Source organism: Halomonas sp. B23F22_20, from assembly GCF_043496985.1.
In the GTDB taxonomy this organism is placed as follows: Bacteria; Pseudomonadota; Gammaproteobacteria; order Pseudomonadales; family Halomonadaceae; genus Halomonas.
In genome coordinates, this window is the sequence record NZ_JBIEKH010000007.1 from 56,406 (window position 1) to 82,564 (window position 26,159).

Consider the following 26,159-nt stretch of genomic DNA (forward strand, 5'->3'; position numbering starts at 1 on the left):
AGGTCGGTGTGTGTCACCTTCAGCGTATGCCCTGAGCCGGCATTCGTGTAGGGCCTGCGGGCCCCGCACGCGTCAAGGATCCGTTTCCCTCGAGATAGTGTCTAGTAGCCCGCGTCGGGATCGATCGTCTCCACCGGCTCCCCGGCCTCCAGGGCGCGCAGCGCCTGGGCCACCTGATCCAGTGCCTCGCCGAGCGGCGTAGGGCCGGCCATGTGCGGCGTGACCAGCACCCGCGGATGCGACCACAGCGGGCTTGATGCCGGCAGCGGTTCCTCCGGGAAGGCGTCGAGCAGGGCGCCACGGAGCCGACCCTCCGCCTCGCTGTCGCCGAGTGCTTCGAGCAGCGCGGCTTCGTCGATCAGGCTGCCGCGCCCCGGATTGATCAGGCTGGCGCCTTCGGGCAGGGCGCCCAGGGACTCTGCGTCGATGAGATGGCGGGTCGCCGGCGTGTCGGGCAGCAGCAGGACCAGGCTCTTCACTCTGGGCAGCAGTTCTCGCAAGCCGTCGTCGCCATGATGGCAGGCCACGCCGGGCAACGTCTTGGGCGAGCGGCTCCAGCCATGCACCGGAAAGCCGTCATCGGCCAGGGCCTGCGCCACGCGGGCACCGATGGCCCCTTGCCCCAGCACGCCTACCGTCCACTCGGCCTTGTCGGTCGCCGGCAGTTCACGCCATTCGGCGCGGGATTGCTGACGGCGGTAGCGGTCGAAGTCGCGCTGGAAGTGCATGACACCGTAGCGGACGTAGTCGGCGATGGGGCCGGCCATGCCGGCATCGCGCAGTTTGACGATGGGTACGCCGCGGGGCAGGGCGGGATTGTTCAGCAGGGCATCGACGCCGGCGCCCAGGTTGACAATGCCCTTGAGCTTTGTGAGCTCGCCTAGCAGCTCGGCGGAGGGCTTCCAGGCCGCCAGGTAGTCGGCATGGCGGCGCTCGGCGGCCGGGGCCGTGCTGGTGATGATCTCGGCGTCGGGCAGGCGTTCGGCCAGGGCCTTGCACCAGGCCTCGGCGGCGTCGATATGGACCAGGACTCGCATGCGGTGTCTCTCCCTAGTAGACGATCTGCATCATGGGTGGCGGCGCTTCGTCGAGCATGGCGGCGAGGCGTAACAAGGCATCTTCTAGGCGCTCGAGATCCGGCTCGGCACCAAGGCTCAGGCGAATGCGTCTCGGCGCCGGAGTCTGCTCGACCATGAAGGGGATGGCGGTGGTGATGGCTACGCCCTCCTGCTCGGCCTGTTGCTGCAGCTCTTCGGCTCGCCAGGCGGCGGGCAGTGACAGCCACAGGTGCAGGCTGGAGGGCCGGGCGGAGAATTCGTGATCGCCGAACGAGCGCGCCGCGAGGCGCTGGCGTTCGGCCAGCAGCTCGCGTTGCTCAACGGCCAGGCTGTCCAGGGTGCCGTCGGCGATCCAGACGCCGGCTAGCTCGAAGACCAGCGGGGTGGCCATCCAACTGGTGGCGCGCATGCGCGGCAGCGTGTGGTGCAACTGCCCCCGCGGCACGCTGAGGTAGCCGGCCCTCAGCCCGGGGAGCGCGACCTTGGTCAGGCTGGTGACGTGAAAGCACAGGTGCGGCAGGCGTGCGGCCAGCGGCGTCAGCCCTGGCGGCTCGAGCAGCGCGTGGACGTCGTCCTCGATCAGCCACACTCCGTGATGGTCGAGCACGCGAGCCACCGCGTCGCGGCGGGCCTCGTCCATGGTGGCGCCGGTGGGGTTGAGCTGGGTGGGCGTGAGGCAAACCGCTCGCGGACGCAGGCGCCGGCAGGCCAGGTCCAGGGCCTCGGGAATCACCCCGCGATCATCGATGGCCACGCCGCGCAGCTGGAAGCCCAGCGTACGTGACAGGGCGATCAGTCCGTGATCGGTCAGGGCCTCGGTCAGCACCAGGTCTCCATGCTGGACCACCGTGGAAATGGCCAGCATCAGGCCATGGGCGGCACCGTTGCACAGCACTCGGTCATCGGGGCTGCCGGGCACGCCGAGCCGCTCGTCTAGCCACTGGCTGGCGTGCTCGCGTTGGTGGATCAACCCGGCGATGGGGCGGTTGGCGGAAGCCACCTCGGGTCGGGCCTGTTCGGCCAATATCGCCAGCGTCTCGCGAAACCGCAGGTGGTGGCTTGGTGGACAGACCGGATGGGCGATCGACAGGTCGACCAGCGGGTTTTCCTGCCGCGGTTCCTGTCCGTGCAGGTAAGCCGATTCCCGGGCGTCGTCGAGGGCGTTGATCCAGGTGCCGCTGCCGACTCGCGATTGCACCAGGCCCATCTTCTCGGCCTGGGCGTAGGCCCGCGAAACCGTCTGTACGCTCACGCCCAGGGTCTCGGCGAGGCGGCGGTGGGGCGGCAACCGAGTACCCGGCACGAGTTCCCCCTGGCGAATGGCCTGCGACAGGGCGCGAGCGATGGCCAGGTATTTGGGACCGGTGTCCGTCAGATAGGGCGAAAGATCGATTGTCATGATGCAATAAAGCCTTTGACCGCCGGCCGATCGGGAGTGCTAGTATCGGCATTGAGACATTGACTGAAATTGTCATGAATTATGATAGAAGATGTCATGACAATTCAAACGGCCCCTCGCGTGGCCGGCAAGTCCGCCTTGGGCCCCGGCCGCCTCCCAGGACAGGAGACGACCGGGATCGGTGATGTGATCGTTGGACGAGCGATTTCATGATTCAGGTTTCCCTGCCTTTCACTCGCGAAGAATATGCCGGCCGACTCTGGAAGGTCCGTGCCGAGATGGCGAGCCGGGGCATCGACGTGCTGATCATCAGCGACCCTTCGAACATGGCCTGGCTGACCGGCTATGACGGTTGGTCCTTCTACGTGCACCAGTGCGTGCTGCTGGGGCTGGAGGGCGAGCCGGTATGGTATGGCAGGCGCATGGATGCCAACGGGGCGCTGCGCACCTGCTGGATGGACCCGGAGAACATCACCTACTACCCGGATTACTACGTGCAGAATCCGGACATGCATCCCATGGACTACCTGGCTCAGTCGATCATGCCGGATCGCGGCTGGCACGAGGGCGTGGTGGGCATGGAGATGGACAACTACTATTTCTCGGCCAAGGCCTATCAGTCGCTGCTGCGCGAGCTGCCGCATGCCCGCTTCATGGACGCCAACGCCCTGGTCAACTGGTGTCGTGCGATCAAGTCGGCCCAGGAAGTCGAGTACATGCGCATCGCCGCGAAGATCGTCGAGGGCATGCATTCGCGTATCCTCGAGGTAATCGAGCCGGGGCTGCCCAAGAGCAAGCTGGTGTCCGAGATCTACCGCGTCGGCATCGAGGGTTGGAAGGACGAGAACGGCAAGGTCTTCGGTGGCGACTACCCGGCCATTGTGCCGATGCTGCCCACCGGCAAGGACGCCGCCGCGCCCCATCTGACCTGGGACGACACCCCGTTTCGCGAGGGCGAGGGCACCTTCTTCGAGATCGCCGGGGTGTTCAAGCGCTATCACGCGCCCATGTCGCGCACCGTCTTCCTGGGAAGGCCGCCGGCGGAGTTCGTGCGCGCCGAGTCGGCGTTGCTCGAGGGCATCGAGAACGGTCTAGAGGTCGCCAAGCCAGGTAACCGCACCGCGGACATCGCCATGGCGCTGGGCGCGGCGATGGACAAGTACGGCTTCGACCGTGGCGGGGCGCGCTGCGGTTATCCCATTGGCATCAGCTATCCCCCGGACTGGGGCGAGCGCACCATGAGCCTGCGTCCCTCCGACGAGACCATCCTCGAGCCGGGCATGACCTTTCACTTCATGCCGGGGCTGTGGGTCGAGGACTGGGGCCTGGAAATCACCGAGAGCATCCTGATTACCGAGACCGGCTGCGAGACGCTGGCCAACTTCCCACGCCAGCTGTTCGTCAAGTAAGGAGCATCCAATGAGCAAACGACCCAGCCCTATCTCCGCTACCGTCGACTTCGAGGCCGAAGGCGTCCAGCACGGCTTCCTGAAGCTGCCGATCTCCAATGACGAGTCGGCCTGGGGCGCGGTGATGATCCCGATCACCGTGGTCAAGCACGGCGAGGGCCCCACCGCTCTGCTGACCGGCGGTAACCACGGTGACGAGTACGAGGGCATCACCGCGCTGCAGAAGCTGTCGAGCTCGCTGTCCGCCGAGGAGGTGCTGGGCCGGGTGATCATCGTGCCGATGATGAACACGCCGGCGGCCCTGGCCGGCCGGCGCACCTCGCCGATGGATGGCGGCAACCTCAATCGCAGCTTCCCCGGCGACCCGGACGGCAGCGTCACCGAGAAGATTGCCGACTACTTCACTCGTACCCTGGTGCCGATGTGCGATGCGGTGCTCGATCTTCATTCCGGGGGGCGGACTCTGGACATCGTGCCCTTCGCCGCCTCCCACGTGCTCGATGATGCCGACCAGCAGCGTCGCGCCCTGGACGGCGCCAAGGCCTTCGGCGCCCCCTACGCCATGATGATGTTCGAACTCGACGCGGAGGCGCTGTTCGACACCGCGGTGGAGCGCCAGGGCAAGGTGTTCGTGGCCACCGAGCTCGGTGGCGGCGGCACCTCCACCCCCGAGAGCCTGGCCATCACCGAGCGCGGCATTCGCAACTTCCTGATTCACTTCGGGCTGGTCGAGGGCGAGCTGGCCTCGCCGGAGGCGCCGCAGGTCTACCTCGACATGCCGGATGCCAGCTGTTACGTGCAGAGCGAACACAGTGGCTTGCTCGAGTTGACGGTGGCGCTGGGCGAGGCGGTGGAACAAGGGCAGGTGATCGCTCGGGTCTATGACATGACGCGCAGCGGCAGCGCACCCATCGAATACCGCGCCGGTCGCGGCGGCGTGCTGGCGGCACGTCGCTTCCCGGCCAACGTCAACATGGGCGACACCATCGCGGTGATTGCCGAGGTCGTCGAGTCGCTCGGTTGAACCCTCACGGAAGATAAAGGCCCATGAAGCTCGATCGCTACGATCTGAAGATTCTCGAGATCCTGTCCAGGGATGGACGCATTACCAAGTCACGGCTGGCCGAGGCCATCAACCTGTCCGTCAGCCCTTGTTGGGAGCGGGTGCGGCGCCTCGAAAAGGCCGGCATCATCGAAGGCTATGGCGTGCGACTCAATCCCGCCGTGCTCCAGCCGCGCACTCCGGTATGGGTGCAGATCGAGCTCAAGACCCACAACGTCGAGAGCTTTGCCCGCTTCGAGTCGCTGGTTCGCGATACGCCGGAGGCGGTCGAGTGCGTGGCCGTCGGCGGTGGGGTGGATTACCTGGTCAAGTTCGAGGCCGATTCCATCGACGCCTATCAGCGCCTGATCGATGCCTGGCTGATGTCCGACGCCGGCATCGAGCGCTATTTCACCTACATCGTCACCAAGACCGTCAAGCGACCCTCAAGCGGTTTCGCCGCGTCCGACTTCGCGTCCGACTGAGTCTCCTCGTCACGACGTGTCTTCTGCGTTGATTCGCCCCGCCACCCATGGCATAAGCTAGAAAGAGTGGTGGGGCAAGCCCCACCCTGCCGGGCGATCCCACCGGCGCTGCATGAATCCAGACGCCGGCCCAAGGACCGAGCCCGTTTGATTCGAGATCGCCTGACGCAGAGGGAATGACATGTCCTATTTCACGATTGCCGGAGTCCAGATGCATGCCCTGCATCACGGCGATAACACCGAGGCCATGCGCCATCGCATCGACGTGCTGATGAGCCGTTTCCCCCAGGTGCAGATGGTGCTGTTCAGCGAGCTGATGCCCATGGGCGCCTCGCCGCACCATGCCCAGCCGCTGCCGAGCCATGCCGAGGCGATGTTCTGCCAGCTGGCCGAACAGCATCGCATCTGGCTGATCCCCGGCTCGATGTTCGAGCAGTGCGAGGACGGTATCTACAACACCCTGTCGGTGATCAACCCTCACGGAGAGGTGGTAGCTCGCTATCGCAAGATGTTCCCCTTTCGGCCTTACGAGGCCGGCGTTGAGAGCGGCGGCGAGTTCGTCGTCTTCGACGTGCCGCGGGTCGGGCGCTTCGGCGTGTCGATCTGCTACGACATGTGGTTCCCCGAGACCACCCGTACCCTGGCAGCGATGGGGGCTGAGGTGATACTGCACCCGACCATGACCGACACCATCGACCGCGACATCGAACTGGCCATCGCGCGGACCAATGCCGCGGTCAACCAGTGCTACTTCTTTGACATCAACGGCGCCGGCGCCATCGGCAACGGGCGCTCCATCGTGGTGGGCCCGTCCGGCGACGTTATCCACCAGGCCGGCACCGGTGAGGAGATCATGCCCATCGAGATCGATCTGAGCCGCCTGCGCCGCGAACGTGAGACCGGCCTGCGAGGGCTGGGGCAGCCGCTCAAGAGCTTCCGTGATCGGCGCGTCGATTTCTCGCTGTACCGCAACGAGAGTGGCTCCTCGCCCTTCCTGGATACCCTGGGGCCACTCGAAAAGCCACAGCGCACTAATATTGAGGAGTACTGAGCGTCTCGAACGGGTAACCACGGAACACAGGAGCCTCCATGTTCGCTCGAATCTTCGATGGCCTGCGTCGCCTGTTCCATTCGTCCGCGGCCGCCGGTAACGCCGGAGCCGACCAGCCCGAGCCTCTCACCTCTGCCGAGGCGGGAGGCGAGGCTTCCGTTGACCCCAAGGGAGCGACCACGATGAGCAGCAAAATAACAAGCATTGCCGATGTCCGTCGCCATTTCCTCAACAACAAGCGGCCGATCTATTTCATCTCGGCCACCAACTTCAATCTGCTGGGAATCGGCGACTGGGTCGGCAACTTCCGCCATATCAACTACATCGACTGCTTCGACCGCCGCCAGCGCAACGTCTTCGTGCCTCGGGAGAAGTTTCCCCGCGACTTCGAAGGCATCGAAGACATCAACAACTACCTCCTCGAGCACAAGGAGGTGATCGACTTCATCCAGTCCCGTGCCCAGGGCGACGATGCCGGCGTCGCCGCTTTCCTGATGTTCGACGAGCACACCGAGGAGGTCTGCAAGCAGCTGGGGCTCAAGGTCGCCTTCCCGCCGGCGGCGCTGCGTTCGCGCATGGACAACAAGATCGAGACGGTGCGCATCGGTAACAAGGCTGGCGTGCCCAGCGTGCCCAACGTGCTGGCCAAGGTGGGAAGCTACCAGGAGCTGCTCGACGTCAGCCGCGAACTGGGCACCGACCTGGTGGTACAGACCGCTTTCGGCGATTCCGGCCATACCACTTTCTTCATCGCCAGCGAGGACGACTACTACAAGCATGCCGAGGAGATCGAGGCCGAGCCCGAGGTCAAGATCATGAAGCGCATCAACTGCCGCGGTTCGGCCATCGAGGCTTGCGCCACCCGTAGTGGCACCGTGGTGGGTCCGCTGATGACCGAGCTGGTGGGCTTCAAGTCGCTGACGCCCTACAAGGGCGGCTGGTGCGGCAACGAAATGTTCGCCGGGGCCTTTTCGCAGGAGGTGCGTGACAAGGCCCGCGAGTGCACCTTCAAGTTCGGCGAGGCGCTGCGTGAAGAGGGCTATCGCGGCTACTTCGAACTCGACTTCCTGATCGACATGGACACCCAGGATGTCTACCTCGGCGAGCTCAACCCCCGTGTCACCGGGGCCAGCTCACTGACCAACGTGGCGGCCTTCGCCCACTCCGACATCCCCTTGTTCCTGTTCCACCTGCTGGAATTCTCGGAGCTGGATTTCGACCTGAACATCGATGAGATCAACGAACGCTGGTCGCATCCCGACAGCGTCGACAGCTGGAGTCAGCTGGTCATCAAGCACACCGAGGAGAGCGTCGACCTGCTCACGGCGGCCCCGGCCTCAGGGGTGTGGCGAATGGAGCAGGACGGCAGCATCGCCTATGACCATTACGACTCCCATCCCCACGCCGCCGAGAACGAGAGTGAAGCGTTCTTCCTGCGCATCAGCGGGGAGGGCGATTTTCGCTATGAGGGCGCGGATCTTGGCATCCTGATTACCCGAGGGCGGCTCATGGACGATGACTTCCAGCTCACCGAGCGGGCGAAGTCCTGGATCGAGGGGATTCGTGGCCAGTTCTCCGGCCAGCCCCTTCAGGATCCGGTGGTGGAGGAGGTCGCCGTCAGCCATGCCATCGGCGGCGGCAACTTCAAGATCCTATGAGCGGGAGACACCACCTCGGCCCGCCACCGGGCAGGACGCCCTGGGGCGGGCCGGACAAGATGCTGGACTTTCGCACTGTTCGGGAGGAGTTGCCGGGCCCCAAGTGGCGGTCGCTGTTCGACTACCACTGGCCGGCTTACGAGCAGTGGTATCTGAGCGAGGGCGAACGCGAGCGGCCTGCCTACCTGGCCTGCTACAACGCCTTGCGACGCCACATGCCCGAGCTGGTGGGGACCTATCGGACCCTGTGCGAGCTGGCCGGAGGCGGCGATCTCAGCGCTCGCCTGCTCAGCCTCTACCGGCCGCCGGCCTATATCACCGGCTGCTCCCAGGCGGTGCTGACCAGGCCGAGCGCGACGGTGCTGGCCCGCAACTACGATTACCCGCCGGAGCTGTGCGAAGGCACCATCCTCTATAGCCGCTGGAACCAGCGTCGGGTGATCGCCATGTCGGACTGCCTGTGGGGCGTGCTCGACGGTATGAACGATGCCGGACTGACGGTCTCCCTGGCGTTCGGCGGACGCAAGGCGGTGGGCGACGGCTTCGGCGCGCCGATCATCCTGCGCTACGTACTGGAGACCTGTGACGACGTGCATCAGGCCACTGAGGTATTGGCCCGCGTGCCGACGCACATGGCCTACAACATCACGGTTGCCGACCAGGCCGGCCGTTACGTGACGGCGATGATTGCGCCCGATCGCCGGGCCAGCATCCGCCGCGTGCCGGTGGCCACCAATCACCAGAAGAAGATCGAGTGGTATGCCCATGCCTTGGCGTCGGAAACGCTGATCCGCGAACGCCAGCTATCGATCCTGGTGGACGACGAGAGTACCAGCGAGGCGCGTTTCGTGTCTGCCTTCGCGGCGCCGCCGCTGTTCCGCCACGATTACGGCCGTGGCCTGGGGACCATCTACACCGCCGTTTATCGTCCGGCCGAGGGGCGAGCCAGCTTCCGCTGGCCGGGGCTCGCCCTTGAACTGGGCTTCGACGACTTTTCCGAGGAGCGCATCACCGTGCGCTACGGTGCGCGGGGGCTCTATACGGGCTGAGAGGGTGCAGAACAAGAGTCATAAGGGGATCGCCATGCACGAGAGCAGCCAAACCGAAACGCCGTACACCGCGCTGGGGTTCTATCACAAGATCTCCCAACTGCGCGCCGATACCTGGAACGCGCTCAAGCGCGATCTCAGTCAGCTGGTGCGCCTCAAGGACGAAGGAGGGGAACGACAGCTGGTCAAGGCGATCGACGTCAAGCTCACCCGCCTGGAAATCATCGAGGACTATCATGCCTTCCCCTCCAAGGAGGACTTTCGACACATCTGGGCACTGTTCGATCGCGAGGAATACGTTCTTCTCGAGAAAGTGGTCAAGCGCCTGGTACGCGCGCTGATCAGCGAATCCTACCGGCGGCGCCACGTCGACCTCAGCGAGACCGATGCCGATGCCGAGGACCTCGAGACCCTTGACGCCCTCAACCAGCTGCGTCGCGGACACCCGGCCTCCAACAGCTCGGCCCAGCCTTACTTCGAGCTGCTGATTGTCGACAACTGTTCGCCCCAGGAAGAGGAAGTGGTCCGCGAGGCGTTCCACAACCTGCGGCGCCCCGAGGACAAGTTCGTCTACGACGTGGTCACCGCACGCAGCTTCGAGGACGCCCTGATCGCGGTGCTGGTCAATCCCAATATCCAGGCCTGCCTGATCCGCTTCGATTTCCCCTTCAAGTCGAAGTACAACCTCAGCGCCCTGCGGGGTTATCTCGAGGGGCTTTCCGAGCAGTCGATGGAGCACCAGTCTGAGGCGGAGCGCAGCATCCTGCTCAGCTCGATGATCAACGAGCTGCGCCCAGAGGTGGACCAGTTTCTGGTCACCAGCGGCGACGTGGAGGCCACGGCCAGCCGCGACCTGCGCTTCTTCAAGCGGATCTTCTACCGCGAGACCGACTACATCGAACAGCACCACACCATCCTGCGTGCCATCGACGACCGCTATCGCACGCCCTTCTTCGACGCCCTGCGCGAGTACAGCAGGAAGCCCACCGGCGTATTCCACGCCATGCCCATTTCCCGAGGCAAGTCGGTGACCCGTTCGCACTGGGCGGGCCACATGATCGACTTCTACGGCATCAACATCTTCCTGGCCGAGACCTCGGCGACCTCCGGCGGGCTGGATTCGCTGCTGCAGCCCTACGGGCCGATCAAGAAAGCTCAGGAGTATGCCGCACGCGCCTTCGGCGCCCGGCAGAGTTTCTTCGTCACCAACGGCACGTCGACCGCCAACAAGATCGTGGTGCAGGCCCTGATCAAGCCCCGCGACATCGTGCTGGTCGACCGCGACTGCCACAAGTCCCACCACTACGGCATGGTGCTGGCCGGGGCCCACGTCAGCTACCTGGATTCCTATCCGCTCCACGATTACTCGATGTACGGGGCGGTGCCGCTGCGCGAGATCAAGAAGACCCTGCTCGAACACAAGCGGGCCGGAACCCTCGACAAGGTGAAGATGCTGCTGCTGACCAACTGCACTTTCGACGGCGTGGTCTACAACGTGCGCCGGGTGATGGAGGAGTGCCTGGCGATCAAGCCCGACCTGGTGTTCCTGTGGGACGAGGCCTGGTTCGCCTTCGCCACCTTCAACCCCACCTACCGACCGCGCACCGCCATGCATACGGCGCGAAGCCTGCGCGACCGTTACCGCAGCGAGGCCTACCGGGAGGAGTATGCGGCCTGGAAGGCCGAGTTCGATGCCCTCGACCCCGAGGACGACGCCACCTGGCTCGACCGCCGGCTGCTGCCCGACCCCGACGAGGTGCGCATCCGCGCCTATGCCACCCACTCGACCCACAAGACCCTGACCTCGCTGCGTCAGGGCTCGATGATCCATGTCTGGGACCAGGACTTCCGACAGAAGGTCGAGGCTCCGTTCCACGAGGCCTATATGACCCACACCTCGACCTCGCCCAACTATCAGATTGTGGCGTCGCTGGACGTGGGCCGGATGCAGGCCGAAATGGAGGGCTTCGAACTGGTGCACGCCCAGGTCGAGACGGCGCTGTCGCTGCGCGAGCAGCTCTATCACCATCCCCTGCTGCAGAAGTATTTCCGGGTGCTCAAGAACAGCGACATGGTGCCCGCCGCCTACCGGGAGTCGGGGGTCGAGTCTTACTACGACCCGGTCACCGGCTGGAACCAGATGGAGGAGGCCTGGGCCCGCGACGAGTTCGTGGTCGATCCCACCCGGGTCACCATCGCCATCGGCAACACCGGAGTCGACGGCGATGCCTTCAAGAACGAATACCTCATGAACAAGTACGGCATCCAGATCAACAAGACCTCGCGCAATACCGTGCTGTTCATGACTAACATCGGCACCTCCCGGGGGGCCATCGCCTACCTGCTCGACGTGCTGATGAAGATCGCCAGGGAACTCGAGTACCGCTGGGAGGAGAGCAGTCGTCCCGAACGCAAGATCATCGAGCACCGGGTCCATTCCCTGACCCAGGAGCTGCCGCCGCTGCCTGATTTCAGTCGTTTCCACGACGCCTTCCGGCGCGGCAGCGAGACGCCCGAGGGCGACATCCGTAGCGCCTACTTCCTGAGCTACGATGAGGACAACACCGAGTACCTGAGCTTCGTCAACGGTGAGCTCCAGGCCCAGATGCGTGCGGGGCGGGACGTCGTCTCGGCCAGCTTCGTGATTCCTTATCCGCCGGGTTTCCCGGTGCTGGTGCCGGGGCAGGTGGTCAGTGAGGAGATCCTGCATTTCCTGCAGGCCCTGGACGTCAAGGAGATCCACGGCTATCGCCCGGAACTGGGCCTGCTGGTCTTCACCGAGGCCGCCCTGGCCGAGCCCCCGGCCTATTGAAGGGGCACAAAAAAAAACGCAACTCTACGGCGCCGGAACGAAAAATCGCCTCGTTCCCGGCGCTCGACTTCAAAAACTACCGTCCGCTGATCTGCCTTACCCTGACACCATCGCGCGGCACCCGCCGCGCTGGCCATGTCATCGCCGGTCTCCACTCGCGCCGGTGTCCCAGGGGAGGTGCTTATGACGCTGTCCAACATGCTTACTGATCTGCGTCTGTTCCGTCAGTACGCCTATGTCGACGGTAAATGGACCCACGGTGATGAGGGGCGTGAGGAGGCCGTCGTCGACCCCGCCACCGGTGAGGTGCTGGGCCATATTCCGCTGCTCGAGCCGGCCCAGATCACCGCCGCCGTGGATGCCGCCGAGGCCGCCTTCGTGCACTGGCGGGCGCTGCGTGCCGACGAGCGCTGCGAGCGCCTGCTGGCCTGGTACGATCTGTTGCAGGCCCATCGTGAGGACCTGGCGACCATCATGACCCTTGAGCAGGGCAAGCCGCTGCCGGACGCTCGCGGCGAGGTAGAGTACGGTGCCAGCTTCGTGCGCTGGTTCGCCGAAGAGGGCAAGCGCACCTACGGCGACACCATTCCCAGCCATATCCCCAATGCGGCGCTCGGCACGCTCAAGGAGCCGGTGGGCATCGCTGCGCTGATCACGCCCTGGAACTTTCCGCTGGCGATGATCACCCGTAAGGCCGCTGCTGCCATGGCCGCCGGCTGCCCGGTGATCGTCAAGCCGGCCCACGAGACGCCGTTCTCGGCGCTGGCGCTGGCCGAACTGGCCGAGCGTGCCGGCATCCCCGCGGGCATCTTCAACGTGGTGCTGGGCGACGCCGCCGAGGTCTCCAAGCTGCTGTGCGATGAAGACCGCATCAAGGCGCTGTCCTTCACCGGCTCCACCCGGGTCGGTCGGCTGCTGATCGAGCAGTGCGCACATACCGTGAAGCGCGTATCGCTCGAGCTCGGCGGCAATGCGCCCTTCATCGTCGGCCCGGACATGGATCCCAAGGAGGCGGCCTTCGCCGCCGTGGCGGCCAAGTTCCAGACCGCCGGCCAGGACTGCCTGGCGGCCAACCGCATCCTGGTGCACGAGTCGATCCACGACGAGTTCGTCGAGCAGTTCGTCGAGCGCATGGCGGCGCTGACCGTTGGCAACGGCCTGGAGAGCGAGGTCGATCTCGGTCCGCTGATCCATCGTCAGGCGGTGGAGAAGGCCTCGGCCATCGTCGACGACGCCCTGTCCCGCGGTGCCACCCTGGTGGCCGGCGACCAGGGCCAGGCGCCGGGCGAGAACTTCTTCATGCCCACCCTGCTGACCGGTGTCACGCCGGCCATGAAGGTGTGGCGCGAGGAGAACTTCGCCCCGGTGGCCGGCATCACCTCCTATCGCGACGACGACGAAGTCATCGAGATGGCCAACGATACCGAGTATGGCCTGGCGGCCTACGTCTATACCCACGATATTCGCCGCATCTGGAAGCTGTTGCGGGCGCTGGAGTACGGCATGGTCTCGGTGAACTCGGTGAAGATGACTGGCCCCCCCGTGCCCTTCGGCGGCGTCAAGCAGTCGGGCCTGGGTCGCGAGGGCGGCGTGACCGGCATCGACGAATATCTGGAGACGAAGTACTACTGCCTGGGGGCGCTGGGGTCGGTATCAGGCAGTTGAACAGCGACGACCGTGGGAGCGCAGCTTGCTGCGCGATGGCCAGGCCACACACCCTCGCGCTCTGAAGAGCGCTCCCACGGGGTCACCGCATCATGAAACCGAATATCATCCTCCCCGGCGGAGCCGGGGAGTCTTACTGGAGAAGCGCATGACCACTCACAAGGATCTGATCGATCGCGACCGCAAGGTGACCTTCCACGCCTCCACCCACCTGCGTGACTTCGCCCATGGCGATGCGCCGGGGCGCGTGATCACCGGTGGCAAGGGCATCCACATCGTCGACAAGGACGGCCGCGAGTTCATTGACGGCTTCGCCGGGCTCTACTGCGTCAACATCGGCTACGGCCGTACCGAGGTGGCCGAGGCCATCTACCAGCAGGCGCTCGAGATGGCCTACTACCACACCTACGTGGGCCACTCCAACGAACCGCAGATCGCCCTGTCCGAGAAGATCCTCGAGCTTGCCGGCCCCGGCATGTCCAAGATCTATTACGGCCTCGGTGGCAGTGATGCCAACGAGACCCAGCTCAAGATCGTGCGCTACTACAACAACGTGCTGGGACGGCCACAGAAGAAGAAGGTCATCTCCCGCCAGCGCGGCTACCATGGCTCTGGCCTGGCGACCGGCTCGCTGACCGGGCTCAAGGCGTTCCACGACCAGTTCGACCTGCCGATGGCCGGCATCCTGCACACCGAGGCGCCGTACTATTACCATCGTGCCGCCGAGCAGGAGGGCATGACCGAGCGTGAGTTCTCCAAGCACTGCGCGCAGAAGCTCGAGGAGATGATCCTGGCCGAGGGGCCGGATACCGTGGCCGCCTTCATCGGCGAGCCGGTACTGGGCACCGGCGGTATCGTGCCGCCGCCCGAGGGCTATTGGGACGAGATCCAGGCGGTGCTGGCCAAGTACGATGTGTTGCTGATCGCCGACGAGGTAGTGTGCGGCTTCGGGCGCATCGGTGCCGACTTCGGCAGCCACCTCTACGGCATCAAGCCTGACCTGATCACCGTGGCCAAGGGCCTGACCAGCGCCTATCAGCCGCTGTCCGGCGTCATCGTCGGCGACCGGGTCTGGAGCGTGCTGGAGCAGGGCACCGGCGAATATGGCCCGATCGGTCACGGCTGGACCTACTCCGGTCATGCCCTTGGCTGTGCCGCCGGCCTGGCCAACCTGGCGATCATCGAGCGCGAAGGCCTGACCGAGAACGCTGCCGAGACTGGCGCCTACCTGCAGAATCGCCTGCAGGCCGCCTTCGGCGATCACCCCATCGTCGGCAACGTACGCGGCGTGGGCATGCTGGCGGCGCTGGAGTTCTCCGCCGATCCGGCACTGCGCCGCCACTTCGACTCGAGCCTCAAGGTCGGCCCGCGCGTCGCTGCCGCCGCGCTCGAGGAGAACCTGATCGCCCGGGCCATGCCGCAGGGCGACATCCTCGGCTTCGCGCCGCCGCTGACCACCACGCGTGCCGAGGTCGACGAGATCGTCGCTCGCGCCGAGCGTGCGGTGGGCAAGGTCACCGATGCCCTGGTGCGGGAAGGCGAGCTGCAGACCGCCTGAGAGACTCGGTGACCCAGCCGATGAGCCGGCGGCAAGCTCATCGTCGCTACCGACTCGAGCCGATCATCGCCGCGGGCCCTGCCCGCGGCGATCTTGTCTGTGCCGGGGCGGTGTCGTCATCATGTCGCGGTAAGGAGGGACTCATGACCACGGACCTTGCCGAGGTCGGCCTGGCCGAGTGCTATGCCGCCCGACGGCGGATCGCCGGCCGGACGGTGCGCACGCCGCTGACGCGCTCGGCGGCGCTCTCGGCGCGCTTCGGCGCCGAGATCCTGCTCAAGTGGGAGACCTGCCAGCCCACCGGCGCCTTCAAGCTGCGCGGTGCCACCAACATGATCGCTGCCTTACTGGAGCGGCGAGGGCCGGATGCCTTGTCTACGGGAGTCGTGACCGCCTCCACCGGCAATCACGGCAGGGCCGTGGCTCACGCCGCCGCGACGCTGGGGATTCCCGCAGTGGTTTGCCTGTCGCGGCTGGTACCCGAGTACAAGGCGGCAGCCATCGCCGAGCTAGGGGCCGAGGTGGTGCGCGTCGGCGAGAGCCAGGACGCCGCCTTCGAGGAGGTCACCCGCCGGGTCGAAGAGCGGGGCATGATGCTGATCCCGCCCTTCGACGACCCGCTGATCGTGGCTGGCCAGGGTACCATCGGCCTCGAGCTGATGGAGGATGTCCCCGACCTGGACAGGGTGATCGTCGGTCTCTCCGGCGGCGGCCTGCTGGGCGGCATCGGCGCCGCGGTCAAGGCGATCCGGCCGGCGACGCGCATCACCGGGGTCAGCCTGTCGCGGGGCGCGGCCATGGCCGAGAGCCTGGCCGCTGGCCACCCGGTGGCCGTGGAGGAAGTGGAGAGCCTGGGCGATTCCCTGGGCGGCGGCATCGGCCTCGACAACCGCTGTTCCTTCGACCTGGTGCGCCGGGTGATGGACGATCACTACGCTGTCTCGGAGACCGCCATCGCCGCGGCCATGGTCGACCTTCTCGAGCACGAGAAGCAGCTGGTGGAAGGGGCTGCCGCGGTAGGTCTGGCGGCCCTGGCCGAGCATGGCCTCGAGATACGTGGCCAGAAGATCGCGCTGATCCTCTCCGGCAACGCCGTGTCGCTCGAGACCCTCGATCGGGCCCGGGCGATGGCGGGGCGCTAGGCTGCTGGCTACGGGCTACGGGCTACGGGCTACGGGCTACGGGCTACGGGCTACGGGCTACGGGCCGCGGTCTTGGGGCGATGGCGCATCGTCCGCTTCTCTTCCCTCTTCCCTCTTCACTCTTTCTTCTTCCTTCTGGAGATCGTCATGCAGCTCTATCAACGCGATGCCATCGAACGCGCCGTCGGCATCGATCGTGAGGCCCTGGCGGCGGTCGAAGCCGGTTTCGCCGCCCTGGGGCGCGGTGGGGTGGTGCAGCCGTCGATCCTGTCGATGGCCATCGAGGAAGCCAACGGCGAGGTGGACGTCAAGACCGCGCACATCCGCGGCGCCGAGCGCTTCGCCATCAAGGTCAGCCCCGGCTTCTTCGACAATCCCAAGCTCGGCCTGCCGAGCCTCAACGGCCTGATGATGGTGTTCTCGGCGAAGACCGGGCTGGTCGAGGCGGTACTCTTCGACGAGGGGTACCTCACCATGGTGCGCACCGCGCTGGCCGGCGCCATCGCCGCCAAGACCCTGGCCCGGGAGGACAGCCGCCGGGTCGCGGTGCTGGGCGCCGGCGAGCAGGCCGAGCGCCAGGTGGAGGCGCTGCGGCTGGTGCGCGACATCCACAGCGTCGATATCTGGGCGCGTCGTCGCGAGGGCGCCGAGGCCTGTGCCCAGCGGCTGCGTGCCCGAGGCCTGGCGGTCGAGGTTCACGAGACGGTCTCCGGGGCCTGCGCGCGGGCCGATATCATCGTTACCACCACGCCGGCCCGGGAGCCGCTGCTGCACGCTCGCGACCTGCCCGAGGGCGTGCACGTCACCGCCATGGGCTCGGACAGTCCCGACAAGCGCGAGCTGGCCGCCTCGGTGTTGACCCGCGCCGATGCCTTCGTCGCCGATACCCGGGCCCAGAGCGAGACCAACGGCGAGCTCAAGGCCTTCGCCGGGGGCGAGGTGCCGTTCAAGGTCCACGAGCTGGGGCGGGTACTCGCCGAAGGCGACATGCTGCGTCTGTCGGCGTCCACCATCACCGTCTGCGACCTGACCGGCACCGGCGTTCAGGACACCGCCATCGCCGGCTTCGCGCTGTCGCGCCTGGCGGCGCAATGATCCGACTTGTGCCGCGTTGGGCACTGGCCCAGGCTGTGTAGATTCATCGTTTCGAGGAGAGACGCCCATGGCGAAGCTACTGGCCTTCGATGTCTACGGCACCCTGATCGACACTCACGGCGTGGTGGCCGAACTGGAGCAGCGTCTGGCCGAGCCGGCGCAGGCGGTGGAGTTCTCGCGGCGCTGGCGCGACAAGCAGCTGGAGTACAGCTTCCGTCGCGGGCTGATGGGCGACTACGTTGACTTCGCCCGCTGCACCCGTGAGGCCCTGGAGTACATCGATCGCGCTCTTCAGACCCGGCTGTCCGAGGCCGACAAGGATCACCTGATGGGGCGCTATGGCAGCCTGCCGGCCTTTCCCGAGGCGCAAGCGGCGCTGGCGCGACTGGCCGAGGTCGGCATCAGCTGCGTGGCCTTCTCCAACGGCAGCCAGGAAGCGGTGACCCGCCTGCTCTCCGGGGCGTCGCTGCGCGATCGCTTCGAGGACATCGTCAGCGTCGACGAGGTCAAGCGCTTCAAGCCTGATCCGGCGGTCTACTTTCATCTGCGCCAGCGGCTCGAGGCCGCCCCGTCCGAGATTTGGCTCATCTCCAGCAATGCCTTCGACGTGATCGGGGCCCGCCACGCCGGTTTGAGGGCGGCCTGGGTTCGGCGCAGCCCGGAGGCCCCCTTCGACCCCTGGGGCATCGAGCCGGACCTCACCGTGGCCGATCTGGAAGACCTGGCCGATCGCCTGATCTGAGACGACCTCACCGCGGGCAGCGGGGCGGTGTAGCGTCGCGCGATAGGGTCAGAGCGGTGAACCAGGCGGTGGCGTCACCGCCGGCGTTATCGCCGTCGGTCATCAGCGCCAGGCCGGCGAGTCGCCCGGGACGCTCGCCGAACAGCCGGCGATAGTCGTCGCGCACGTTGCGCACCTCGGCCACCCAATCGCCGACTCGCTCGGGGCCGCCTCGCAGGGCCAACAGCCGTGCCCGGTCGGTGAAGGCGTTGGGCCAGTCGGTGCCGGCGGCCTGGGTCGAGGACCACACGTAGTTCACCGACTGGACCTGCCAGGGCAGCAGGCCAGTGCGGCGCACCACGTAGACCCTGGCCGGATAGTCGTCGCCGGCCTTGGTGCGCTCGTCGAGGCCGGGGTAGAGGCCCGAGACTCGCCAGCACCACTTGAGGTAGGGCGTGGCGGTGAGGTCGATGTCGCGCTCGAGGTATTTCGCCGAGGCCTGGCCCCGCGCCCGGGCCGCCAGCACCGCCTCGCCGTCGAGGGTCGCCAGCCGGTATTCGGTTTCGCCTTCGAAGGCGCGCATCGGCCAGGCCAGGATCTCGTCCGGGGTGAAGCGAACGTCCTGGGCCTGGGCCGGCGCGCCGAGCGCCAGCAGGATCATGAACAGACCGTATCGCAGTGCGCGGCCCAGTGGAATCACCATGACGATGCCTCCATGTCGTGCGCGGTTCTCGCCCGGCGGCGGCGATCTGGCCAGGCTCGATGCGCTAGCGGTCTGCTCAGTCCCCGGTACTCGACAGGCCGGGTGGGACGGTGGCCGAAGCCCTCGAGGGTCTGGCGGCGAGGGCGGCCGCCGACTGACGCGAGCCCAACGGGGTAGCCTTCACTCCGCCTTGTCACCCCGGTGGCGCTCCGGCTCGAAGTGAGGGCCGACGCCGTGCAGCAGCGTGAACTGGCGATCGCACTCTCGGCAGGCGCCGCACATCGCCAGGTGCAGGCGCAACGACAGGCGTTCGCCCAGGCTTAGCGGGCGGTCCAGCTTTAGCGACATCAGGCGCGTGGCCTGCTTGCACATCAGCATATGGTGTCCTCCGTCAACCAGCCGCGTTCGATGCAGGCCCGCAGGCGCAGTCGCGCCCGATGCAGCATCACCCAGCAGTTGTTCTCGCGGATGCCCACCTCCTGGCAGATATCGCCGGTGGACAGGCCCATCAGCTCGCGCAGCGAGAACACCCGAGCCAGGTTGTCCGGCAGTCCGATCATGCAGGCGTCGAAGACCCGCCAGAAGTGCTCGCTCTCGAAGGCCGCCTCCGGTTCGCCCCAGGCGGCCGGGCGTGCCTGGGGCTGCCAGCGCCCGCTTTGCTGGAACTGGCGATCGATGGCCTCGTCGCCGGCTTCCTCGTCCAGTGGCTGCCACTTGCCCTGACGCTGCTGGACGCGCATGGCGTCGAGGATCTTGTACTTGAGGATGCCGAACACCCAGGTCTCGTAGCCGGAGCGGCCGCCGAAGCTGGCGTCCTTTTCCAGCGCCGCGGCCAGGGCCTCCTGGACGGCGTCCTCGGCCTGGGCGCGATCGCGCAGGTGCAGCAGCGCGAAGGACACCAGCCGGGGGCGTACGGCGGCCAGGCGCTGCCGGCGGTCCTCCTCATGGTGGTCGGCGCTCGACATAGCGGTCCTCTCGTCAACATCCGTCTTCATCCCGGGCGGCGAAGCGCACCAGGTCGCTCGGACGGTCAAGGTCCCACACCCGGGCGGGGCAGGCCAGCCGCCAGTTCAACGCCGACGCCCGGGCCCGGGTCTGGGCCATGACCCTCTCGCCGCCCCAGTCGATGCCCGCGAACAGGGCGGGGTCGCTTTCGCGGGCGCCGATCAGCCCATAGCCGCCGTCCTCCGCCGGCAGGCATACCGCCTCGGCCGTCTCAAGCGCCACCCAGCAGTCACGCAGCAGGGTTGGGGTGAGCGCCGGACAGTCGCTCCCCACCACCAGGCCGGGGCCGGCCTCGGCGGCCAGGGCATGATGCATGCGTCGTCCCAGGTCGCCCGCTGGTTGGGGCGACAGGGCGATGCCATGGGTCTCGGCCAGCTCGACGAACAGCGGATGGTCGTGGTGAAGGGCCGTCCACAGTGTCAGGCGATCGACGCTGCTGGCCGCTATTGCCACGGCCAGGGTGCGGCGCAGCAGGTGCTCGTGCAGGGCGGCCGCGCCGGCGGCGCCCAGCGCCGGTATCAGACGTGTCTTTACCCGGCCCGGCAGCGGCGCCTTGGCGAGGACGGCGATTCTCGGGGGCTCAGCGTGCATCGCGATAGGCCTTCGCCAGCCGTGCCACGGGTGTGCCCCGCCAGTAGTCCCAGCGCAGGCGCCACATCAGCCGGACGGTACGCCACACGCCGTGGGTCTCCCAGCGCCGCCCGGAACTCGTCACCCGGGCATGCAGGCAGGCCGGCGGCGACTGCCGCTTGAGGCGCCGCGATATCTCGATGTCCTCCATCAGCGGCTGATTCGGGAAGCCGCCCACCGCCTCGTAGGCCGCTCGGGTCATGAACAGCGCCTGGTCGCCGGTAGCGATACCGGTCAGCCGCGAACGCAGGTTCATGGCGGAGGCGATCACCGCCAGCATGGGATGGCGGCCGCTGAGGCGAACGTCGAAGCGGCCCCAGCGGTGTCGGTCGGCGAGCGCTTCGGCGACCAGGTTATCGGCGCCCTCCGGCAGCCTGGTATCGGCGTGCAGGAACAGCAGCGCCCTGGCACGTGTCAGCCGGGCGCCGGCGTTCATCTGGTGGGCCCGGCCGCGTTCGCCGACCGCCAGCCGCGACGCCAGTGGGGCGGCCAGGCGGCGGGTGGCGTCCTGACTGCCGCCGTCGACGACGATGACCTCGACGCCGCGTGCGATGAGCGGTGCCAGGGCCCTCAGGTTGGCTTCGATGGTAAGGGCCTCGTTGAGGGTTGGCACGATGATCGCCAGCGCTGGCGATGTCGAAGCGTCCGGCGCGCCAGTGTCATTCGGGTGGGAGGCCATGGGGGCGTTCCGGAGTCTGTCCTGGGATATCTCCATATTAGCCCTGCGGCTGCGGAGCCAGCTCGATCACTTGCCCACCGGCCGCCTCGGCGTCTTCCCGGTCGTGGGTCACCATCAGGGTCGGCAACCCCCGGGCACGGATGCGGGCGAACACCAGCCGGCGCATCTCCTCGCGCAGTGCCGCATCGAGCTTGGAGAAGGGTTCGTCGAGCAGCATTGCCCGCGGCTCGGCCAGCAGTACCCGCATCAGCGCCACTCGGGCGCGCTGGCCTCCGGAGAGGGTGGTCGGGTCGCGGTCGGCGAAGCCGGCCAGGCCGATGTCATTCAGTGCTTCCTCGATCCTGCGACGCCGCGCTCTGCGTCGCTCGTTGCGCCGTCCGCCGCTGGCGGGCAGCCCGAAGGCCAGGTTGCCGCCCACGCTGAGATGGGGGAACAGCAGCGGGTCCTGGAACAGCAGGCCCAGTCGGCGACGCTCCGGGGCGAGCCGAGTCAGATCGACGTCGCCCAGGCGGATGTGCCCGCTGGCGGTGAAGGCCGGGGCCAGGAAACCGGCGGCCTGGGCCAGCAAGGTCGATTTGCCGACCCCGGAGGGCCCCATCACGGTCAGCACCTCGCCCGCGGCAATGCGTGCGTCCACCGCTACCAGGCGCTGGTGGCCGTGGTGGATGACGACGTCGTCGAGGATCAGCGCGGGGGCGGGCATGGCGGACTCCGTGAACATGGCGAGGGTTACCGCGTCGGGTATCGGTGGCGCAGCAGCAGGCGGGGCAGGCCTGCCGCCAGGGCGAAGCCCAGCGCCGGCAGGGCCAGCTGGCCCAGCGCATAGACCGCGGTCAGGCGACGGTCGCCGCCGCTGGCCAGGCTCACCGCCTCGGTGGTCAGGGTGGCCAGGCGGCCGCCGCCGAGCAGCAGCGTAGGCAGGTACTGGCCGACGCTGACCGCGAAGCCGACCGCTGCCGCCACGGCGATCGGCGAGGCGAGCATGGGCAGGCGTACCCGCCAGAAGGTACGCGCCCGAGAGGCGCCCAGGGCAGCGGCGACCTGGCCCCAGCGTGGATCGAGTCGACGGTAGCTCTCGGCCAGCGAGAGGAAAACGTAGGGCAGCACGAACAGGCTGTGGCCGAAGGCCGCCGCCGGCCAGCCCGAGGCCAGTCCCAACTGGGCCTGCAGCTGTACCAGCCCGTAGAGAAAGGCCACCGGCGGCACCAGCAGCGGCAGGTAGAGGATCAACTGCGACCCCGGGCGCAGGGGGCGGCGGCGCAGGGTTTCGGCTTCCAGGCAGCCGATCGTCAGCGCCACCGCGAGCAGGGTAGCGGCCAGTCCCAGGCTGGCGGTATGGCCGAGCGGCGTCGGCGCCGTATCGGCGGCCGCACGCCAGGTGTCGAGCGTCATCGGCGAAGGCCAGGCGGCGGGGAAGGGCCACCAGGCGGCCAGAGACCATAGCACCAGCCCTGCCAGGCTGGCGCCAAGCAGCAGGATTGCCAGCCCGGTGAGCCCGGCGCCGAATCCGCGGCCGAGGCGCTCGCCGCGGCGACGCTGGCCGTTCTCCAGCCAGCCGACGGCCACTCGGGCGACCAGGCGCTCGGCCAGCCACCATATCAGCAGCGCCAGCGCGGTAACGCCGAGCTGCAGCAGCGCGGCGGCCGAGGCCTGGAAGCGCATCGCCAGGTCGGGATCGCCGAGCCATCTCCCCACCGCCACTGCCAGTGTCGGGGGCGTCGAGGGGCCGAGGATCATCGCCACTTCCACCGTCGAGGTGGCAAAGGCGATGACCGCATAGACCGGTAGGCGGATCAGCGGATAGAGCCCCGGCAGCACGGCCTTGGTGAAGGCGTTGAGCCGACCGTAGCCCAGCGCCCGGGCGACCTGCAGTCGCTCGGCGGCCTGGCATTGGGGCAGGGCGGCGAGGCTCATCAGCAGCAGGAAGGGCACCTCCTTGAGCACCAGCCCGGCGATCAGCGCCAGCCCCGCCGGGTCACCGGGAAACAGGTAGTCCGGTGGCTGCGTCCAGCCGCTCGCCCAGGGCGAGGCCAGCCGGCTGGCCAGCCCGGAGGGCGCCAGCAGGAAGGCCAGGCCGATGGCGGCGGCGGCATGGGGCACCGCCAGCAGCGGCGAGAGCAGCCGCCGTACCAGGTGGAAGAGGCGAGTGTCGAGGAAGGCGCCCAGGAACAGCACCACGATAGCCAGTGCCGCCAGGCTGCTGGCAAGCCCGGTGACCAGGCTCAGGCGCAGCATGTCGGGCAGGCCGGGAGTCTGCGCCAGCGCCCGCCAGGGGGCCAGTGTCCAGCGCTCACCGCCCAGGGCCGGCAGCCAGCCGAAGGCCGGCGCCACCACGCCGGCCAGTCCTGCCACCACTGGAACGATCAGCAGCAGTACGGTGAGGCGCGGCACCAGGCGAATCGTGGTCTCGAACAGGGTCATTCGGCGCTAGCTCTCGCCCGGTGGCAGGGCTCAACCGTCGTCGGCATAGCGCTCGCGCCAGCCGGCTTCCAGGGCCTCCATCCAACTGGGATGAGGTTCCGGAAGCAGCTTGCCCATCGCCTCTGGAGGCAGCCGGGCGGGATGATCGTCCTGGCTGGAGAAGGCCACTCGCTGTTCTGGCGTCAGCTTGGTCATGTCGAGCACCGTGGGATCGCCCCAGACCTCGATGTCCTGCTTGCGGGCCTGGGCTTCCGGTGAGAGCAGGAAGTTGGCCAGCACCAGGGCGCCGGCCTTGTGGGCGGCGTTGAAGGGGATCGCCACGAAGTGCACGTTGCCCAGGGTGCCGCCGTCGAGCACGTAGCTGCGGGTGCTGGGCGGTAGCTGATGGGCGGCCACCGCGGCGGCGGGCTCCGAGGGATTGAAGGTGAAGGCAAGCGACAGCTCGCCGTCGCCCATCAACTGCTTGAGCTCGGGGCCGCTGGCGGGGAAGTCGCGTCCGCGGCGCCACAGCTGGGGGTGCAGGGCGTCGAGGAACTCCCATAGCGGGGCGGTCACCGCCGCTACGTCGTGCCGCTCTGCCGGATCGGCGAGCACGCTCGGGTCTTCGACCAGCTCGATCAACGCCTGCTTGAGAAAGGTGCTGCCCAGGAAGTCGGGCACCAGCGGATAGGTGAAGCGTCCGGGATGGGCGCGAGCCCAGGCGAGCAGCTCGGCCATGCTGCGGGGCGGAGTCTCGAGCCGTTCGGCGTCGTAGTAGAAGGTCAGCTGGGCCTTGCCCCAGGGCGCTTCAAAGCCCTCGGTGGGCAGGGTGAAGTCGGTACGCATCTCGGGATTGTCGTCCGGGGCGGTCAGCGCGAAGTGGGGCAGGCGTTCGGCGAAGGGGCCATACAGCAGCTCATGGCGCTTCATGGCGGCGAAATTCTCGCCGTTGATCCACACCAGGTCCACGGCGCCATCGTCGACGTTGCCGGCCGACTTCTCGGCGATCACCCGCGACACCGCGGCCGCGGTGTCGTCGAGCTTGACGTGTAACAGCTCGATCTCGAAGCGCTCGGCCAGGTGCCCGGCGACCCAGTCGATATAGCGATTGGTGGCGGCGTCACCGCCCCAGGCATTCCAGTACACGGTCTGACCGCGAGCCAAGGCCTCGATATCGGCCCATTCCTCTGGGAGCGGTGCCTCTTCGGCCATGGCCATGCCGAGCGTCGTCAAGGCCAGCAGGGGAGCGAGCAGCACGCGGGCCGCGTATCGCAGCGGGGAATAGGAAGGCATCACGGTCGTCCTTTGCAGTGAGTGGCGGACATGAGGGCGTCGAACTCCTCGATGACTCGGCGCAGGGTCGCCGGGGCCAGATAGTGTTCGACCCGCTCTCGGACATGGGCGACCAGCCTGTCCTCGCTGAGCGCGGAGGACCAGTCTTCGCCCGAGCGAGCGGCGTCCGGGGCTTGGCGATGGCTGCGACGCCACTTGGCGCACCAGGTCAGCGACCACAGCCACATGGCGCGGCGGCAGGCCAGCAACGCCGTATCAGGGTGGTCGTCGCCGGCCGGCCCCATGGCGCATAGCCACTCGGCGTGGAAGTCCATGAGCTGGCTCGCGTCGAGTATCGCCCGACTGAGTGGATCCCAGGTGGTGGAGGTATAGAGGCTGGCGTGGGCCAGATCGAAGCCTGGCAGGCCGTAGCGGCACTTCTCCAGGTCGACCTGCACGGCGCGCCCGGTGGCGTCGATCAGGAAGTTGCCGGGGTGGGCGTCGAAGCTGATCAGGGCCGTCATCCTGTCGGCATCTGGCAGACGCGCTGGCAGTGCTTGCAGCTGGGCCTCGATCAGCGCACGGGCCTCTGGGGCGAGCCCAGCCTCGGGCAGTGCCTCTGCCTGGCCGAACACCTCGTCGCGCATGGCCTGCCAGGGATCGGCAGGGGCCAGCAGCGGCGCTTGCTCCCCCGCCGCAGGAAGCGGCAGTCGATGCAGGCTGGCCAGGGTGCGGGCGATGGCCGGCAGGTCGTCCGGCAGGTGGGCCGGACGACCCTCGATGGCTTCGACCAGCAGGGCGCCCCGCGGCAGGTCGTCGTCCGGCGGCAGCACGCCATGGAACGCCGGCGTGTTGCCGCCGTCGGCGGCCCGGGTGAAGCATGCGGCCTGGTAGGCGAGGTTGTCCTCGACAGCCATGCCCATCTGGCTCTGCTTGGGAATGCGCGCCACCCGGTCGCCGTCCGCGTGGTGTATCCACACGTGGCGATGGGCCAGACCGGTATCGGCCATGGGTGACAAGTCGAGGACTCGATTGAACTCGCCGGCGCGTTTCAGGGCGCGAGCCAGGGCGTCGAGCAGCGGGGACGGGGCATGTTGGTCGGTGTCGACCATGGTCGTAGGCATCGGTAATCCTTGTGGTTATCGCTCTCGGCAGTGAGTCGCCGCCGGGCCGTTTGCCTTACCGACGGATGCCGCGCGACCGCGCCGAGACTCTCAGCATGAATCTCGGCGGACGTATGCCTCAGGTTCCGATAATAACCGCTTGGCGGGCAAGAAAAAGGGCGCCACCGGATCGGTGGCGCCTAACGAGTCAGCATGGCGGGCA

23 protein-coding genes are annotated in these 26,159 nt (G+C 67.3%); 12 read left to right on the forward strand and 11 right to left on the reverse strand.

All coding sequences use genetic code 11. The annotated features are described in order from the left end of the window. Nucleotides 1-101: 101 nt before the first annotated feature. On the reverse strand, nt 102-1,037 hold the full coding sequence (locus ACGTN6_RS07180; RefSeq protein ID WP_394590678.1) for a 2-hydroxyacid dehydrogenase: 936 nt from the start codon (nt 1,035-1,037) through the stop codon (nt 102-104). A gap of 13 nt (nt 1,038-1,050) precedes the next feature. After that, nucleotides 1,051-2,457 (reverse strand): MocR-like ectoine utilization transcription factor EhuR, encoded by a 1,407-nt coding sequence (gene ehuR / locus ACGTN6_RS07185; protein WP_394590679.1) that lies wholly within the window; start codon nt 2,455-2,457, stop codon nt 1,051-1,053. Between the two features lie 209 nt (nt 2,458-2,666). On the opposite strand from ehuR, the gene doeA reads away from it, so the two are divergent. The 12 genes from doeA to ACGTN6_RS07245 all read left to right on the forward strand — a co-directional run bounded on the left by doeA (nt 2,667) and on the right by ACGTN6_RS07245 (nt 18,165). Further along, on the forward strand, nt 2,667-3,866 hold the full coding sequence (gene doeA, locus ACGTN6_RS07190) for an ectoine hydrolase DoeA (RefSeq protein WP_394590680.1): 1,200 nt from the start codon (nt 2,667-2,669) through the stop codon (nt 3,864-3,866). Nucleotides 3,867-3,876: 10 nt separating this feature from the next. Further along, on the forward strand, nt 3,877-4,890 hold the full coding sequence (doeB, locus tag ACGTN6_RS07195; protein ID WP_394590681.1) for a N(2)-acetyl-L-2,4-diaminobutanoate deacetylase DoeB: 1,014 nt from the start codon (nt 3,877-3,879) through the stop codon (nt 4,888-4,890). 23 nt (nt 4,891-4,913) lie between these two features. Then, on the forward strand, nt 4,914-5,393 hold the full coding sequence (locus ACGTN6_RS07200; RefSeq protein WP_394590682.1) for an Lrp/AsnC family transcriptional regulator: 480 nt from the start codon (nt 4,914-4,916) through the stop codon (nt 5,391-5,393). Nucleotides 5,394-5,574: 181 nt separating this feature from the next. Further along, entirely contained in the window at nt 5,575-6,444 is an 870-nt protein-coding gene (locus ACGTN6_RS07205; RefSeq protein WP_394590683.1) for a carbon-nitrogen hydrolase family protein, read from the forward strand. A 38-nt stretch (nt 6,445-6,482) separates the two neighbouring features. Continuing rightward, on the forward strand, nt 6,483-8,102 hold the full coding sequence (locus tag ACGTN6_RS07210; protein WP_394590684.1) for a biotin carboxylase: 1,620 nt from the start codon (nt 6,483-6,485) through the stop codon (nt 8,100-8,102). Nucleotides 8,103-8,161: 59 nt separating this feature from the next. Further along, complete coding sequence (locus ACGTN6_RS07215; protein WP_394590685.1) at nt 8,162-9,151, forward strand: C45 family autoproteolytic acyltransferase/hydolase; 990 nt, start codon at nt 8,162-8,164, stop codon at nt 9,149-9,151. A 34-nt stretch (nt 9,152-9,185) separates the two neighbouring features. Next, a complete protein-coding gene (locus tag ACGTN6_RS07220; RefSeq protein WP_394590686.1) occupies nt 9,186-11,963 on the forward strand; it encodes an aminotransferase class I/II-fold pyridoxal phosphate-dependent enzyme in 2,778 nt (925 codons plus the stop codon). 183 nt (nt 11,964-12,146) lie between these two features. Then, complete coding sequence (locus tag ACGTN6_RS07225) at nt 12,147-13,628, forward strand: NAD-dependent succinate-semialdehyde dehydrogenase (RefSeq protein WP_394590687.1); 1,482 nt, start codon at nt 12,147-12,149, stop codon at nt 13,626-13,628. A gap of 148 nt (nt 13,629-13,776) precedes the next feature. Then, nucleotides 13,777-15,186 carry an aspartate aminotransferase family protein gene (locus ACGTN6_RS07230; protein ID WP_394590688.1) on the forward strand — a complete coding sequence of 470 codons (1,410 nt, stop codon included), beginning with the start codon at nt 13,777-13,779 and terminating at the stop codon, nt 15,184-15,186. Nucleotides 15,187-15,329: 143 nt separating this feature from the next. Next, a complete protein-coding gene (eutB, locus tag ACGTN6_RS07235) occupies nt 15,330-16,328 on the forward strand; it encodes a hydroxyectoine utilization dehydratase EutB (RefSeq protein ID WP_394590689.1) in 999 nt (332 codons plus the stop codon). A 147-nt stretch (nt 16,329-16,475) separates the two neighbouring features. Further along, nucleotides 16,476-17,423 carry a cyclodeaminase gene (locus ACGTN6_RS07240; protein WP_394590690.1) on the forward strand — a complete coding sequence of 316 codons (948 nt, stop codon included), beginning with the start codon at nt 16,476-16,478 and terminating at the stop codon, nt 17,421-17,423. Between the two features lie 67 nt (nt 17,424-17,490). Beyond that, on the forward strand, nt 17,491-18,165 hold the full coding sequence (locus ACGTN6_RS07245) for a haloacid dehalogenase type II (RefSeq protein ID WP_394590691.1): 675 nt from the start codon (nt 17,491-17,493) through the stop codon (nt 18,163-18,165). Between the two features lie 7 nt (nt 18,166-18,172). Here the strand turns inward: ACGTN6_RS07245 and ACGTN6_RS07250 are convergent, their stop codons facing one another. The 9 genes from ACGTN6_RS07250 to ACGTN6_RS07290 all read right to left on the reverse strand — a co-directional run bounded on the left by ACGTN6_RS07250 (nt 18,173) and on the right by ACGTN6_RS07290 (nt 25,957). Further along, nucleotides 18,173-18,847 carry a DUF3047 domain-containing protein gene (locus ACGTN6_RS07250; RefSeq protein ID WP_394590692.1) on the reverse strand — a complete coding sequence of 225 codons (675 nt, stop codon included), beginning with the start codon at nt 18,845-18,847 and terminating at the stop codon, nt 18,173-18,175. 180 nt (nt 18,848-19,027) lie between these two features. Further along, complete coding sequence (locus tag ACGTN6_RS07255) at nt 19,028-19,225, reverse strand: zf-HC2 domain-containing protein (RefSeq protein WP_394590693.1); 198 nt, start codon at nt 19,223-19,225, stop codon at nt 19,028-19,030. Then, nucleotides 19,219-19,812, reverse strand: a complete 594-nt coding sequence (locus ACGTN6_RS07260; RefSeq protein WP_394590694.1) for a sigma-70 family RNA polymerase sigma factor — start codon at nt 19,810-19,812, stop codon at nt 19,219-19,221. Before ACGTN6_RS07260 ends, ACGTN6_RS07255 begins: the two co-directional genes overlap by 7 nt. Nucleotides 19,813-19,825: 13 nt before the next feature. Further along, nucleotides 19,826-20,443, reverse strand: coding sequence for a TIGR04282 family arsenosugar biosynthesis glycosyltransferase (locus tag ACGTN6_RS07265; RefSeq protein WP_394590695.1), 618 nt, complete (start codon nt 20,441-20,443; stop codon nt 19,826-19,828). Further along, nucleotides 20,433-21,161 (reverse strand): TIGR04283 family arsenosugar biosynthesis glycosyltransferase, encoded by a 729-nt coding sequence (locus tag ACGTN6_RS07270; RefSeq protein ID WP_394590696.1) that lies wholly within the window; start codon nt 21,159-21,161, stop codon nt 20,433-20,435. The genes ACGTN6_RS07265 and ACGTN6_RS07270 overlap by 11 nt, the downstream gene beginning before the upstream one ends. 37 nt (nt 21,162-21,198) lie before the next feature. Then, nucleotides 21,199-21,864: an ATP-binding cassette domain-containing protein gene (locus ACGTN6_RS07275; protein ID WP_394590697.1), complete on the reverse strand. Its 666-nt coding sequence runs from the start codon at nt 21,862-21,864 to the stop codon at nt 21,199-21,201. A gap of 26 nt (nt 21,865-21,890) precedes the next feature. Next, the gene (locus ACGTN6_RS07280; protein WP_394590698.1) at nt 21,891-23,582 is read right to left on the reverse strand and encodes an ABC transporter permease; all 1,692 of its coding nucleotides are present in this window, start codon (nt 23,580-23,582) and stop codon (nt 21,891-21,893) included. A gap of 30 nt (nt 23,583-23,612) precedes the next feature. After that, nucleotides 23,613-24,854 (reverse strand): ABC transporter substrate-binding protein, encoded by a 1,242-nt coding sequence (locus ACGTN6_RS07285; protein ID WP_394590699.1) that lies wholly within the window; start codon nt 24,852-24,854, stop codon nt 23,613-23,615. Beyond that, nucleotides 24,854-25,957, reverse strand: coding sequence for an aminoglycoside phosphotransferase family protein (locus tag ACGTN6_RS07290; protein WP_394590700.1), 1,104 nt, complete (start codon nt 25,955-25,957; stop codon nt 24,854-24,856). The genes ACGTN6_RS07285 and ACGTN6_RS07290 overlap by 1 nt, the downstream gene beginning before the upstream one ends. Nucleotides 25,958-26,159: the final 202 nt, after the last annotated feature.